Origin of the sequence: Sphingomonas sp. IW22 (genome assembly GCF_041321155.1) — a bacterium.
Classification (GTDB): Bacteria; Pseudomonadota; Alphaproteobacteria; order Sphingomonadales; family Sphingomonadaceae; genus Sphingomonas.
On sequence record NZ_JBGGWB010000005.1, the window covers coordinates 1 to 14,339 of the forward strand.

General features: G+C 65.0%; 11 protein-coding genes and 1 tRNA gene. 6 read left to right on the top strand and 6 right to left on the bottom strand.

Translation table 11 applies throughout. The features are described 5' to 3' along the window. Positions 1-266: 266 nt before the first annotated feature. The gene (locus tag ACAX61_RS15660) at positions 267-1,730 is read right to left on the bottom strand and encodes a DUF6538 domain-containing protein (RefSeq protein WP_370715663.1); all 1,464 of its coding nucleotides are present in this window, start codon (positions 1,728-1,730) and stop codon (positions 267-269) included. A gap of 65 nt (positions 1,731-1,795) precedes the next feature. Continuing rightward, positions 1,796-1,871 (bottom strand) — tRNA-Thr (locus ACAX61_RS15665). Positions 1,872-1,981: 110 nt separating this feature from the next. Between ACAX61_RS15665 and ACAX61_RS15670 the strand changes: the two genes are divergently transcribed. The 4 genes from ACAX61_RS15670 (at position 1,982) to ACAX61_RS15685 (ending at position 8,778) form a co-directional block, all read left to right on the top strand. Further along, a complete protein-coding gene (locus ACAX61_RS15670) occupies positions 1,982-3,262 on the top strand; it encodes a PAS domain-containing protein (protein WP_370715664.1) in 1,281 nt (426 codons plus the stop codon). 31 nt (positions 3,263-3,293) lie between these two features. Next, complete coding sequence (locus ACAX61_RS15675) at positions 3,294-7,922, top strand: NAD-glutamate dehydrogenase (protein ID WP_370715665.1); 4,629 nt, start codon at positions 3,294-3,296, stop codon at positions 7,920-7,922. Between the two features lie 210 nt (positions 7,923-8,132). Further along, on the top strand, positions 8,133-8,264 hold the full coding sequence (locus ACAX61_RS15680) for a hypothetical protein (RefSeq protein ID WP_370715666.1): 132 nt from the start codon (positions 8,133-8,135) through the stop codon (positions 8,262-8,264). A gap of 43 nt (positions 8,265-8,307) precedes the next feature. Beyond that, on the top strand, positions 8,308-8,778 hold the full coding sequence (locus tag ACAX61_RS15685; protein ID WP_370715667.1) for a hypothetical protein: 471 nt from the start codon (positions 8,308-8,310) through the stop codon (positions 8,776-8,778). 67 nt (positions 8,779-8,845) lie between these two features. Here ACAX61_RS15685 and ACAX61_RS15690 read toward each other — a convergent pair whose 3' ends face one another. From ACAX61_RS15690 to ACAX61_RS15705, 4 genes are all read right to left on the bottom strand, one after another. Continuing rightward, positions 8,846-10,159 carry an amidohydrolase gene (locus ACAX61_RS15690; RefSeq protein ID WP_370715668.1) on the bottom strand — a complete coding sequence of 438 codons (1,314 nt, stop codon included), beginning with the start codon at positions 10,157-10,159 and terminating at the stop codon, positions 8,846-8,848. A gap of 8 nt (positions 10,160-10,167) precedes the next feature. Beyond that, entirely contained in the window at positions 10,168-10,821 is a 654-nt protein-coding gene (locus tag ACAX61_RS15695) for a DUF4893 domain-containing protein (RefSeq protein ID WP_370715669.1), read from the bottom strand. 66 nt (positions 10,822-10,887) lie between these two features. Next, positions 10,888-11,670, bottom strand: a complete 783-nt coding sequence (locus ACAX61_RS15700) for a 3-hydroxybutyrate dehydrogenase (protein WP_370715670.1) — start codon at positions 11,668-11,670, stop codon at positions 10,888-10,890. Between the two features lie 14 nt (positions 11,671-11,684). Further along, on the bottom strand, positions 11,685-12,851 hold the full coding sequence (locus ACAX61_RS15705; protein WP_370715671.1) for a DUF3734 domain-containing protein: 1,167 nt from the start codon (positions 12,849-12,851) through the stop codon (positions 11,685-11,687). A gap of 130 nt (positions 12,852-12,981) precedes the next feature. Here ACAX61_RS15705 and ypfJ point away from each other — a divergent pair, with 130 nt between their 5' ends. Next, positions 12,982-13,872, top strand: a complete 891-nt coding sequence (ypfJ, locus tag ACAX61_RS15710; RefSeq protein ID WP_370715672.1) for a KPN_02809 family neutral zinc metallopeptidase — start codon at positions 12,982-12,984, stop codon at positions 13,870-13,872. Next, positions 13,869-14,336, top strand: a complete 468-nt coding sequence (locus ACAX61_RS15715; protein WP_370715673.1) for a GreA/GreB family elongation factor — start codon at positions 13,869-13,871, stop codon at positions 14,334-14,336. Before ypfJ ends, ACAX61_RS15715 begins: the two co-directional genes overlap by 4 nt. The last annotated feature ends 3 nt before the right edge of the window (positions 14,337-14,339 follow it).

The following is a 14,339-nucleotide window of genomic DNA, read 5'->3' on the forward strand; positions in this document are numbered from 1 at the left end:
CCGGCATCGTCCTCGGACGCAGCCGTTGAAGCGACACTCGACGTTCCATGGGATTCAGAACAACCCCGCGCATCAGTCGATCTCAAACCCGGCACGCATCCTGTAAGCGGCACCATTTCCCCAAAAATCGTTGAAAAGCAATCATCTAAGCAACGGTCTCGTGCTGATTGTCGCACACGAGTGTCGCACAACGCCCTTTCCGATGATGGGCCAAGTCTTTCAAATCGTTCCCGAAATGAGGGAGCGGGATGTCGCGGGTTGACTGGTCAGCCCTTGCTTGTCTCAACATAGAGGTGCGACAGATCGAGACCGGGATAAGCTATTTTTGAGATGGCATCATTGAGTGCTGAGGAACGATAACCCCGTCCGTAGGCATCGGCGACCCCGCCACCACTACTCCCAGAAGATGTGGTCCAGCCGCCCAGTGTGAGGGCAATATCGCGATCAATCCGGGCCTCCCGCAATGCGTCTCGAAATGAATGCCGAAAACCATGGAAGCATGCACCCGGCGCAGCAGCATTTGTTGAGGCAAGAAAGCGAGCAAACCATTTTGCAAACTTTCCCGAGTAGAGGCCCAGTGAGTCCAAGCTAAGGTCGGGAAAGAGGCGGCAATCTCCCGATCGACGGCGCTCGCTCACATAGTGCGCAAAGCCGATCCTTATAAGCTCGGGATGCACTGGAACTAACCGTCTGCTGGCCGCCGTCTTGAGTCTCTTGCTGTCGCCATCGACATCCGAGACAACGAAACACAGAACATTTTCAATCGACCTCACGTCCGCCGTGAGCAACTGACATATCTCCGCTTGCCGCATCCCCGACCAGAGGGCGATAAGTGGAATCCAGAAGCGCCCGCGCCGGGGGCGATTGGGGCCAACTACTGCATAGCCCAAGCCATCATCTTTACATCCGGTATAAAGAGGAGCCGTGAAAATGGCGCTTAGCTGCGGCAACGTGAATGGATTACGTTTCTCGCGCGCCAGCCTCCGGTCAGCGACCCGCAACCCTCGTGCCGGATTTCGGTCGATCATTTCTTCTCGGACAGCCCAGTTGAGGAGGCTGGAAAGCTTATTCATATACTCGTTGCAGTTTGCGCCGCTCATCGGGGCAATACCACGCTGGTGAGCGTCCGCAGCAACATCGACAGGAGATATACCCGGCCACCTTTTGCGTGAATTCGGAGGAAGCGCTTGAAGCACGCTCAATACTTGGCGGCACCCATCACGCGATATCAACTTAATGGGCGTTTCGCTGCCCATAATGGCGCAGACAGTCGCGAACGTCGTCCGATAAACGATCTGGCTCTTCGGAGAACGACTGATAGTTGCGTCCGTCAGATAGCGTTCGACGACAGTTCCGAGCGTCAGTCCATGAACAGCGGTCGTCGAAGACGCAGCAATCTCCGCGACGTGTAGCTCAGGCTGTGCTGACGCAGCTTTCCACGCGCCAGAATTCCGCGCTTCTTCGAAGCTTCGATCGATCTGATAGGCCATCACCTTTGCCGATCGTCGGGCAACGGCCAGCGAGACTGTCCCCAACGACCTGTTGATATGGCTCGATCCAATGACTTGCCTCAGATCGGCGGGCACCCGCACCCGATACTGATACACCGCCCCTCGACGCCAGACACCAGAAGGCGATCTGTGTGACACCTGTGTGCGACATCCCGCTCCCTCATTTCGGGAACGATTTGAAAGACTTGGCCCATCATCGGAAAGGGCGTTGTGCGACACTCGTGTGCGACAATCAGCACGAGACCGTTGCTTAGATGATTGCTTTTCAACGATTTTTGGGGAAATGGTGCCGCTTACAGGACTCGAACCTGTGACCCCCGCATTACGAATGCGATGCTCTACCAACTGAGCTAAAGCGGCCCCGAGGACGGTTTGCCGTCCGGAGGTGGCGGCGCTTAGCAGGGAGGGGGCGGGCTGGCAAGCGCAAGTCGCATGGCGCCACTTTACGCATCGTTTACCACGGCGGGTGCATGAGCGTCTGTAAGGTATCGGGCGAAGCCAGCGCCTTCGGGAAGGACGATTTTATGGGTATGGCGCAAGTGCCGGGCGATCAGTCCGCGAACCGACCGTCGGGCGGGGTGGGCCATCCTTTCGACATCGGGACCGACGAACGGCGCATGCATGTGCGTGCCTATAACTACTGGGTGTCGTTGCTGAACGGGCGGGCATATCCCGCGATCCAGGATCTGAACCCTGAGAATATCGCCGATTTCGGCGGCAACAGCGTGTTGCTGGATTTCTCCCACGGCGTCGACGATCCGTCGATTCAATATCTGGGCCGGGTGCTGCGCGAGGAATGCGGCGTCGAATCGAGCATCCGCAAGATCAGCGAAGTGCCGGGCCGGTCGCTGCTGTCGCGCCTGACCGATCATTATCTTCAGATCATCGCCAATCGCGCGCCCATCGGGTTTGAGGCCGAATTCGTCGGGCAGGGTGGCCATAACACGCTGTATCGCGGCATTTTGATGCCCTTTTCGTCAGACGGCGACACGATCGATTTCATTTACGGCGTCATCAACTGGAAGGTGCTGGTCGACGACGCGACGCAGGTTCGGCTGGCGGCGGAGGTCGAGGCGGCACGGCGTGAGTTGCCGCGCATGCCGCTGGAGGCGCCTGCCGCATGGGCCGACGGGCCTTCGGGCGGGTTCGGGCTGGAGGATGCGTTCGATGCGCCGCTGCCCGGCGTTGTTTCGGGCGTCGATGCCGACGCCGGGTTGAGCGACCTGTTGGCCCATGCCCGCGCCTGTGCCGAGGAAGTCGATTCGGTCGACTCGCGATCGCGGGCGGCGCTGGGTCGCGCACTCGAATATGCTTATGCCTTTGCTGATGCGGCGGTCCGCGATGCGGCGGGCTACGCCGAAGTGCTGGAGGATGCGGGGGTGCGCGCACCGGGGCAGGCGTCGATGCCCGCCATTGTTGAGCTGGTATTCGGCACGGGCCATGATCGCCACGCGCTGGCCGATTACGCCGCCGTTCTGGAGCAGGCGCAGCGGCGCGGGGTGCCGGCGGGCGGCTTCGCTGCGTTCCTTGCGCAGGCGCCCCGGGGAATCGAGGGGTTGGCAACGGCCGAGCGGGCGGAAGTGCTACGCCGCGCCGATGCCATCGCTACCGTGCCGGTCGCCGCGGCAGAGTGCGAGGAGTTTGTCGTGCTGGTGGCCCGTCGCGGGGCGGGCGGGATGCTGGAGATCGTTGCCAGGGTGGAGGGCGATGACGCCCTGACACAAAGGGCGATTCGCCGCGCAAATGCTTGAGCACGTGCGCTGATCGGCGCATAGGCAGGCGATGCTGAAAAAGACAGGCACGACGCCGGCCAAGGCGATCGAATCGCGCTTCTTTGACGAGGCGCTTCCGGGAGAGACGGAAGGACTGGGCAAGGCCGAACGCGCGGATGCAGCGCGATTCGTGGCCGAGACCGCCGCACAGCGCACGGCCGGACGGCCGGCGATTGCTGTCGATACCTTCATGCGCGATGAAAGGCGCCGGATGCGAATGGCGGTCGTCAATGACGACATGCCCTTCCTGGTGGATTCGATCGCCGCGACGATTGCGGCCGCTGGCACGCCGATCGAACGGATCATCCACCCCGTCCTGCGCGTGGTGCGCGACGAGCAGGGAGTGCTGACTGCGCTGGACGATGACGGCGCTGCCGAATCGATGATCTATGTCGAAACCGACCGGCTGGACGCAAAGGACCGGCGCGACCTGATCGAAGCGCTTGAGCGCACGCTGGCGCATGTTCGCCGCGCGGTTGGCGACTGGCCGCGGCTTCAGGCGGCGCTGCGCGACGATGCCGACCGGACCCAGGATGATGAGGGCGCGGCGCTGCTGCGCTGGTTCCTGGACAATAATCTGACGCTGCTGGGGCATGAACGCTGGCTGGTGGATGGCGGCGCACAGGACGCGCTGGGCATCGCTGCCGAACCGCTGAACACGCCGCTGCTGGCCGATACGTCGCGCGCGCTGGCCGTCGAATGGTTTGCCAATGGCGGCCGTGCGCCGCTGCTGCTCAAGTCGAACTGCATCGCCACTGTCCACCGCCGGGTGCCGCTGGACCTGATCCTGTTGCCGGTCATGGACGGCAAGCGTGTGGTCGGCCTGTCGATCCATGCGGGTATGTGGTCCAGTGCGGCGCTGCACAGCGCACCCGCCGACGTACCGCTGCTGCGCCGCCGCCTGAAGGCGCTGACCGACCGATTCGGTTTCGATCCGCGCGGCCATACCGGCAAGGCGATGGCCCATGCGCTGACCGCGCTGCCGCACGACCTGACCACCGCGTTCGACGATGCCGCGATCGAGGCGCTGACCCTGACCGCGATGTCGATCGCCGACCGTCCGCGGCCGAAGCTGGTGCTGGTGCGCAGTACGCTGGGCCGCCACCTGTTCGCCTTTGTCTGGCTGCCGCGTGACGAACTGACCACCGGGCGGCGTGAGGCGATCGGGTCGATGCTAGCGGATGCCGCCAACGCGTCTTTGCTCAGCTGGTCGATCAGCCTTGAGGATGGGGAGGTCGCCCTGATCCGCTACACGCTGGACCTGCGCGGCGCGGGGCGGATGCCCGATGCCGATGCGCTGGACCAGCGGCTGGTGCGGATGATGCGCGGCTGGCCGGTGGCGGTGGAAGCGGCGCTGACCGAAGCTGTGGGCTCAAGTCGCGCGACGCGGCTGGCGCTGCGTTATGCGGGTGCGTTCCCGGTCAATTACCGTAACGCATCGACGCCCGAAGAAGCGGCGCGCGACGTGGTGCGGATAGCGGAGCTTGAGGGGCCGGACGACCGGCAGGTCCGCATTTTGCCCGACGAAAACCCCGATGACGGGCGTTTCCGCATCAAGATCTATCGCCAGGGCGGCGCGCTGCCCTTGTCGGATGCGGTTCCGGTGCTGGAAAACTTCGGCTTCCGCGTGATTGCGGAGCTGCCGACGCTGCTCGACGGGGACGAGCAGGTGGTGATCCATGATTTCTATGTCGAGGTGCCCGGCGCGCCACATGCCGAAAAGCAGCTGGACCATCCGATGGTCGAGGACGCGATCCGCGCGGTACTGGAAAACCGGGCGGAAAACGACGCGTTCAACCGCCTGGTCGTGGAAACGGGCACCTCGCCATTGTCGGTCGTGCTGTTGCGGGCATGGTTCCGCTATCTGCGCCAGACGGGCCTCGCCTATGGCCTGGGCACGGTCGTTGACGCGCTGCGCCGCGCGCCGAAGGTCGCGGCGGGCCTGATCGCGAAGTTTCAGGCCGCGCACGACCCCTCGCGCAATGGCGAGCGGGAAGCATCCGTGGCCAAGGCGGCAAAGGCGATCGAGGCAGGGCTGGACGCGGTATCGGCCATCGACGACGACCGCATCCTGCGCGCGATGCGCGGCGTGGTCGACGCGACGCTTCGCACCAACGCATTCGCCCCCGCCGCGAACGAGGCGCTGGCGTTCAAGCTGGATTCGGCCAAGGTACCGGGCCTGCCCCAGCCGCTGCCGTGGCGCGAAATCTTCGTCTATTCGCCACGCATCGAGGGCATCCACCTGCGCGCCGGTCCGGTCGCGCGCGGCGGGTTGCGCTGGTCCGACCGACGCGACGACTTCCGCACCGAAATCCTGGGCCTGATGAAGGCCCAGCGGGTGAAGAATGCCGTGATCGTGCCGACCGGCGCCAAGGGCGGCTTCTATCCCAAGCAACTGCCCAGCCCGTCGGACCGTGAAGCGTGGCTGGCCGAAGGAACCGAAAGCTATCGCATCTTCATCCGGTCGCTGTTGTCGATCACCGACAACATCGTCGCGGGCAAGGTGGTACACCCCGAACAGGTGGTGATCCACGACGGCGAAGACCCCTATTTCGTCGTCGCCGCCGACAAGGGCACGGCGACGTTCAGCGACGTGGCAAACGGCATCGCCCAGGAACGCGGCTTCTGGCTGGGCGACGCCTTCGCCAGCGGCGGGTCCAAGGGGTATGACCACAAGGCGATGGGCATCACCGCCAAGGGCGGCTGGGTATCGGTCCAGCGCCACTTCCTGGAGATGGGCGTCGACGTTCAGAGCGACAGCATCGACGTCGTCGGTTGCGGCGACATGTCGGGCGACGTGTTCGGCAACGGGATGCTGTTGTCCAAGGCGATTCGCCTGCGTGCGGCGTTCGACCATCGCCACATCTTTCTCGACCCCGATCCCGATCCGGCGACCAGCTGGGCCGAGCGCGACCGGCTGTTCAACCTGGCCCGATCGAGCTGGGCCGATTACGACCCGGCACTGATTTCAAAGGGCGGCGGCGTGTTCGCGCGCACCGAAAAGTCGATCAAGCTGTCGAAGCAGGTTCGCGAACTGCTGGGCATCGACGCGTCCGAACTGGACCCCACCAGCCTGATCAGCGCGATCCTGAAGGCGCCGGTGGACTTGATCTGGTTCGGGGGCATCGGCACTTATATCAAGGCCGGGCACGAGAATAACGCCGAGGTCGGCGACCCCGCCAACGACCGGTTGCGCGTCAATGCCGAACAGCTCCGCGCCAAGGCGATCGGGGAGGGGGCCAATCTGGGCGTCACCCAGGCCGCGCGCATCGTATTTGCCGAGCGTGGCGGGCGCATCAACACCGACTTCATCGACAATTCGGCGGGCGTTGATTGTTCGGATAATGAAGTGAACATCAAGATCGCGCTGAACCGGGAAGTGCTGGAAGGGCGCTTGGAACTGCCCAAGCGCGACAAGCTCCTCGAATCGATGACCGATGAGGTCGCGCATCTGGTGCTGGAGGATAACCGGCTTCAGACGCTGGCGCTGTCGTTCATGGAAAATGACGGTGCGGTCGCGGTGCCCAGCTATATCCGCGTCATCGAGATCCTCGAGGCGTCGGGCCGGCTTGACCGCGTGGTCGAGGGGTTGGGCACGAACGAGGATCTGACGCGCGCCGCACAGGACGGTCGCGGGCTGACCCGCCCCGAACTGGCGGTGCTGCTGGCCAGCGCCAAGCTGGCGTTGCAGGATGCTGTCGAACATTCCGGGCTGGGCCACGACGCCGAGCTTGAGCCGGACCTGATGGCCGCATTCCCCAAGCCAATGCAGAAAAAGTTCGCGACCGCCATTCGCGAACATCGCCTGCGCGGGGAAATCGTCGCGACGAAGCTGGCCAACCGCGTCGTCAACCGGCTGGGCGTGCTGCACCCCTTCGAACTGGCGGAGGAAGAAGGCGCGGCGATGGCCGACATCGCGGCGATGTTCGTCGTGGCCGAACGGCTGTTCAACCTGCCGCAATTATGGGCGCAGATAGAAACCGCCGACATGCCGGAGCATGCACGCATCGCGTTGTTCGACGAAGTGGCCGTGGCCGCGCGGTCGCAGATCGCCGACCTGCTGCGCGTCGCCAAGCCGGGCGCATCGCCGGGCGAGGTGATCGCGCGGCTGAAGCCGGGCATCGACAGCCTGGACAAGCAGACGCGCGAATTGCTGCTTGAGGAAGCAAGCGCCCAGTCCGCGCGCATTGCCGCCCGGTTGGAGGAAGCGGGCGCACCATCCGCGCTGGTGCGCAAGGTGGTTCGCATCTTCGAACTCGACGGTGCCGTCGGCCTGGCGGATCTTGGCGAGCGGCTGGGGATCGAGGAAGCGACGGTGACCCGCGCCTTTACCCGATTGGGCCATGCGCTGGGCCTTGACTGGGCACAGGCCAATGCCGCGCGCATTGGTGCGGGTGACCCGTGGGAGCGCTTGTTGATCGCGGGACTGGCGCGCGATTTCCAGCAACTCCGCCTCGACTTCCTTGCGCGGCACGATGGAAAAGACCCGCAGGCAACGGTCGAAGCGTGGCTTGAGGCAAACGCGCCGCGTGTCGAGCAATTTGCGGGCGTCGTGGCACGCGCGCGCCGCGCACCATCCCCCAGCGCGGCGATGCTGGCGCAGATCGCCGGGCAGGCCCGCGTGCTGCTGAGCCGGTGAACCAAGAGATGAGCCGGCGGGAGGCCGGCTCATCTCCCGTTTTCCGTTAATCTGGATCGGCAACAATTTGTTGCATTGCAGTGCGGGTATTGCAACGCCCTCGCACTTAGCTTCCCGTCTCGACGCGGCGCCTACGTCGCATCGGGACCGGGCTCGCGGGTTTGCCGCGCACTTCCCGGTCGCTTTCGAAGATCGAAGGACGGGATGGCGATGAGCGAGTTTCTGGACATGAACGCCCTGATGACGACGCTTGGCTCGGCATGGCACGAACTGGCCAGCGCCCTGATTGTCGTGACCGTCCTCTGCCTGTTCGCCGCGGTCGAGCTGTTCCGCGCGCGCTGAACGACAGGGTTATTCAGACATTCGAACGACTGGGAGTGTGTCGATGCGAGTAGTGGCGTTTCCGGCGGCGATGATGATGGCCGGGCTTCTGGCGGGATGCGGGACCAGCGATGCGTCCAGCCATGACGATGGCAGCCGTGTGGTGCTGCGCAATCTGGCCGAAACCGAGATTGCGGCGCCCAAGCCCGATTATCTGAAAATCCAGGGTGAACTGGTGCCGACGCCATCCGATGAAGCGTCGCGATACTATCTGCTGCGCCGTCATCGCACGTTGAACGATACCGAGATCGCCATCCTGCGTCAGGAAAAGAATGGCCGTGTCGCCTATGCCCGCACCGAAATGGATTGCGCGCGCCGGCTGTTTCACGTCGTCGGCGTGGCATCCACGCGCGGGCGTGTCGAGAGCAATGTCGCGCATGACGGACCGCTTCGTTCGATCAGCGGCCTGCCGCTGCGGCAGGAACTGGCCCGCCATATCTGCGAAAAGGCTGGCACGCCGCTGTCAGGGGTCTGACGGCGGCGGCTACCGGCCCGCGCCCGACCCATTCAGTGGGGATCGTCGACCCGCGCGCCCTGCAGTCTCAACCCCGTTTCAATATGTCGAGCGCGGCGGCGGTCATCCCCTCGGTCGCGGTGGCGATCACCGCTTCGGCGTCAGGCGCCCAGTTCGGGCTGTGGAGGGAGGGAAGGCCATCGCCGCCCGCCGCCTGCGCCGCCGCCCATTTGTCCGCCGGGACACCGCCCACCCAGAATAACAGGCTTTGGACATTGTCCTTGTCGGCGAGGTAATAGCGGCTGAAATCCTCACCCACCATCGCCGCGGGCACGTCGCGCACCCGGTCCGCGCCAAAGCGCGCGGTAAACAACTGGCGCATCCGTCCGGTCAGCGGGTCGGTATTGAACGTGGCGGGGGTGTTGACAGCCTTGACCTTCATCTCCGGCATCCGGTCTTCGGGGATGCCGCTGGCGATCGCTTCGCCGCGCGCGATCCGGGCAATGCCGTCGAGCAGCAGTTTCCGGGTCTTGTCCTCATAACTGCGCACGGTGATCAGCAGCGTCACTTCGTCGCCGATGACATTGTGGCTCGACCCACCACGAAAGCTGCCGACGGTAACGACGGCGGGCGATTGGGGATCGTTTTCGCGGCTGACCAGCGTTTGCAGCGCCATCACGATCTTGGCGCCCAACACGACCGGGTCCTTCGTGCCCGACGGATAGGCGCCATGCCCGCCCACGCCGCGTATCTTCAGGTCGACGGTATCGACGGTCGCCAGCGCATAGCCCGGGCGGATGCCGATCATGCCGGCGGGCAGGGAGGCGCTGTCGTGAAAGGCGATGGCCGTGTCAGGCTTGGGAAATTCCGAATATAGCCCGGCGTCCAGCATCGCCTTGGCGCCCAGGCCCTTTTCCTCGGCAGGCTGGGCGATCATCACCAGTGTGCCGGACCAGCGATCCTTCATCCGTGCCAGATTGTTCAGCGTGCCGACCCACGACGTCATGTGCGTGTCGTGGCCACAGGCATGCATGACGCCCGTTTCCAGCCCCTCGTCAGTGGTGGCTGATGCTTTTGACGTATAGGGCAGGCCCGTCGCCTCGACCACGGGCAGGCCGTCCATATCGGTGCGGATCAACAGCGTCGGCCCGGTGCCGTTCTTCATCACCGCGACCACGCCGGTGCCGCCAACGCCCTCGGTCACGGTAAAGCCCGCCTTGCGCGCGGCATCAGCCATCAGCTTTGCCGAGCGCTTTTCCTGAAAGGCGAGTTCGGGATGGGCGTGCAGGTCGCGGTAAAGCGTGGTCAGCGCGGGCATCTGCGCCGTCGTGGCATCGCGTACGGGCTCCTGCGCAGCGGCGGGGCTGGCGGCGATCAGCAGGGCAGGAATCAGTCGGCGCATCGTCATCCTCATGGCGCGGGGACCAGTTCGACCACGTCGAGCTGCGATTCGAAACGCGGCCAGGGCAGCGACAGGCGCCAGCGCCGCTCGCCCACACGCTCCAGCACGCCAGCCATGTCGCGGTCGCGGTCCTGTCCGTAATCCAGCGCGCGCTGCTCGTCCCCCAGCATCAGCGTGCCGAGGAAGACCATGCGCGACGGCCCATCGGGAAACAACAGGCCGACTGGCCGCTGCGATCCGGTTTCCTTGAACAGGCTCAACACCTCTCCCTCATCGCCGACGCGGCAGTCGAAATAGGGATGGGCGACAAAGGGCAGGCCACCCGCCCCGGCTGTGCCCAGCTTGAACACGCGACAGCGATAGCGGCCCGGCGGCGGGGCCGGATCGGAAAGCGCAAGATCGGTGTGGAACAGCGCGCCCTCGGCCCGGACGGCGGCGGGATCGGCGGCCTGCGCGGCGGGCAGCGCCGATGTCCACGCACCCCGCCAGCGCCGCAGCCGGTCCCGGTCATGCTCTGTCGCGACATTGCGCCAGACCGGGGCGGGGGGCGGCGCCTCTCCCGCCGAACGGGCGGGCTGATCCACCGCGCGTTCACCGCCACAGGCGGCAGTCAACAACAACAGGCCAATCGCGGCGACGCGTTTCGAAAATCTGGTATGCACACCATATCATGGCGCATGGACAGCGCGCGTCAATCGCGCATTTTCAAGGCCATGTGCACGACCGGATCATGCGGTCCAACCCCCGTCGATCGAAAGGTTGGCGCCGGTGATCTGCGCCGCTTCGTCGCGGCACAGGAACAGCGCCAGCGCCGCCACCTGTTCGGCGGTGACGAATTCCTTGGTCGGCTGTGCGTCGAGCAGCACGTCGTTGATGACCTGTTCGCGCGTCAGCCCGCGCGTTGCCATGGTGTCGGGGATCTGCTTTTCGACCAGCGGCGTCCAGACATAGCCGGGCGAGATCGCGTTGACGGTGATGCCGAAGGTCGCGGTTTCCAGCGCGATCGTCTTGGTCAGGCCCGCAATGCCGTGCTTGGCGGCGACATAGGCGGACTTGTTCGGGCTGGCAACCTTGGAATGGGCCGACGCCGTCGAGATGATGCGGCCCCATTTGCGTTCCTTCATGAACGGCACCACTGCGCGCATCATGTGGAACGCCGACGACAGATTGATCGCGATGATCGCGTCCCATTTTTCGACCGGGAAATCCTCGACGCGGGAAACATGCTGGATGCCCGCATTGTTGATGACGATATCCGGCCCGCCCAGTTCGTCATGCGCGCGCTGAACCATCGCGGCGATGGCGTCGGGGCTGGTCATGTCGGCCGCGTCGTACAGTGCGCGGGCGCCGCTGGTCGCCTCAAGTGCCGCGCGTTCTTTCTCGATGGCATCGGCGTCGCCAAAGCCATTGATGACCACGCTGGCCCCCTCCGCCGCCAGCGCCTTGGCATAGGACAGGCCGATGCCAGAGGTCGAACCGGTGACGATGGCGGTCTTGCCTTTAAGGAACATGGCAGTGGCTCCGTTCAGTGCGAATGGCGGCGGGGGGCGAGGTCGAAGGCGGCGGTGCGGCCATCGACGATGTTCTGGGCCAGCACGCGCGACTGGGCCATGGTTTCGGCAATGGCGGTGCGGCCCGACTGCCAATGTTCGCGCATCGTGCGCTGCGAAAATTCGTAATCGCGGCTGCCGCCCTCCCACGCATTGGCGCGGTTGATCAGTTGCACTAGCGACAGCGGATGTTCGGTGGCATAGCTGCTAAGCGCCGCGACATCGGCGTCATCGGCCATGTCGGCGGGCAGCTTGTCCAGCACGCGGCGGATCGCGTCACGCACCTTGCGCCGCCGCACGGCTTCGGCAGAGACCTGCCGGGTGCGGCTGGAATAGCGGATTTCCTTTTCGCGGGCCATGACGTCCATCATCGTCTTGGGCGGATCGGCATTGGCGGCGAACAGGTCGCACTGGAACACCAGCATCGGTGCCGCCTGATGCTCAAGCACGTGCGTCAGCGGTGTGTTCGAGACGAGGCCGCCGTCCCAGTAAAGCCGCCCGTCGATATCGACCGGCGGCAGGCCCGGCGGCAGCGCACCCGATGCCATGATGTGCCGCGCATCCAGCCGACAGCCCAGGCGATTGTCGAAATAGGCGAAGTTCCCCGATTGAATCTCCACCGCGCCCACCGAGATGCGGACCGGCCCGTCGTTCAGCAGATCCCAGTCGATCAGCGCGTCCAGCGTCGCGCGCAGCGGTTCGGTGTCGTAAAAGCTCATTGCCCCGCAACTGCCGGGTGCGGCGAGGAAGGGGGGCCACATGCGCGGTTTGAAAAAGCCGGGCACGCCCTGCGCCATCACCGCCATTGCCGACCATTCATGCACCGCTTCGCGCACGCGGTCGTCCTGCGGAATGGGAAAGCTGGGCAACCCGGCGGTGATCGTGTCCCAGAAGGCGCGCAGCCGCTCGACCCGGCGTTCGGGCGGGTTGCCGGCGATGATCGCGGCATTGACCGCGCCGATCGAAATGCCTGCAATCCAGTCGACGACGACGTCGGCGTCCGACAACGCTTCGTACACGCCCGCCTGAAAACTGCCCAGTGCGCCGCCGCCCTGAAGGACCAGTGCAACGCAATCCGGCAACGGCATCGCCTGCCGACTGTGGCGGCGGTGGCGGGCTCCGGGGTTCTCGGCATCGGCCATGAGCGGGTTATGGGGGTGGTTCTGCGGTGCATCAATGGCGACCGGAGGAAAAATCGCGTTCATGGCTTGCAACGGTCAGCCCCGCTCACGCATTTCATCGCCGTAACAAATAACAGGGCGGGAAAAGGCGATGCGCCTCGACGATTTCGATCCCAGCGACAATGTGCGCGATCTGGGCCAGGGCAGCGGCGGGGGCGGCGGTTTTCCGCTGCTTGGCCTGTTGCCGCTGTTTCTGGGGCGCGGCATGGGGTGCGGCGGCATCGGCATGCTGGTCGTGGTTGGTCTGATCTTCCTGTCGATGAGCGGGGGGCTGGGCGGCCTGCTCGGCGGCGGCGGTGGCCAGCCGCAGGTGGGGCAGGGCGGCGGCGGCACCGGCGCCAGCGTGTGCAACACCGCCGAACGCCGCTTTGCGTGTCAGGTGCTCGCTTCGACCGAGCAGACCTGGGGCCAGCTGTTCCAGCAGCAGGGCCAGCGTTATCCCGAACCTACGCTCAATTTCTATCAGCGCGGCGTGTCGTCGGGCTGTGGCGCGGCGACGTCGGCGGCGGGTCCGTTTTACTGTCCGCCCGATCAGGGCATCTATCTCGACACCAGCTTCTTCGACGAACTGGAAAACCGTTTCGGCGCGGCGGGCGATTTCGCCCAGGCCTATGTCATTGCGCATGAGGTTGGTCACCATATCCAGAACCTGACCGGCGACGCCCAGCGGGTCAGCCAGGCCCAGCGCACGCTGCCGACCGAACAGGGCAATGAAATGTCGGTGCGGCTGGAATTGCAGGCCGATTGCTATGCGGGCGTATGGGCCGCGCAGAACCGCGACCGGCTGGAGGCAGGCGATATCGAGGAAGGCCTGACCGCCGCCAATGCGATCGGCGACGACACCCTGCAACGCCAGTCGGGCGGGCAAGTGGTGCCTGACAGCTTTACCCATGGCAGCTCGGCCCAGCGGGTGAAGTGGCTGCGGATCGGTCTGCAATCGGGCAACCCCGCGTCGTGTGACACGTTCAATCAGCCGATATGAGTGTTGCTTTCCGACGCGAGGACGATGACGCCCATCGCGAACCCGTCTTCGAACTGCCATTGCCGCCCGGCCCCAATCTGGTCACCGAGCGCGGCCTGAAACTGATCGAGGCACGGGTTGCCGAGCTTCAGGCCGCTGTCGATGCCGCCGACGACGCGGAGGCCGAAAAGCCTCTGCGCCGCGACCTGCGCTACTGGCTGGCGCGGGCCAGCAAGGCGGAGGTGCAGCCGGTGGCGGCGGGCGACGCCGTCGCGTTCGGCACGCGCGTCACCTATCGGATGGGTGGGCGGGAGCGGACCGTCGCACTGGTCGGCAGCGACGAGGCGGATGTGACCGACGACGCCATCCCCTTCACCGCCCCCATCGCACAGGCGATGATGGACGCCGAACCCGGCGAGCGTGTCGACTATCAGGGCCGCGCCGAAGCGATCGAAGTCATCGCGGTGGAGCCGCTGCCTGGCTGACTT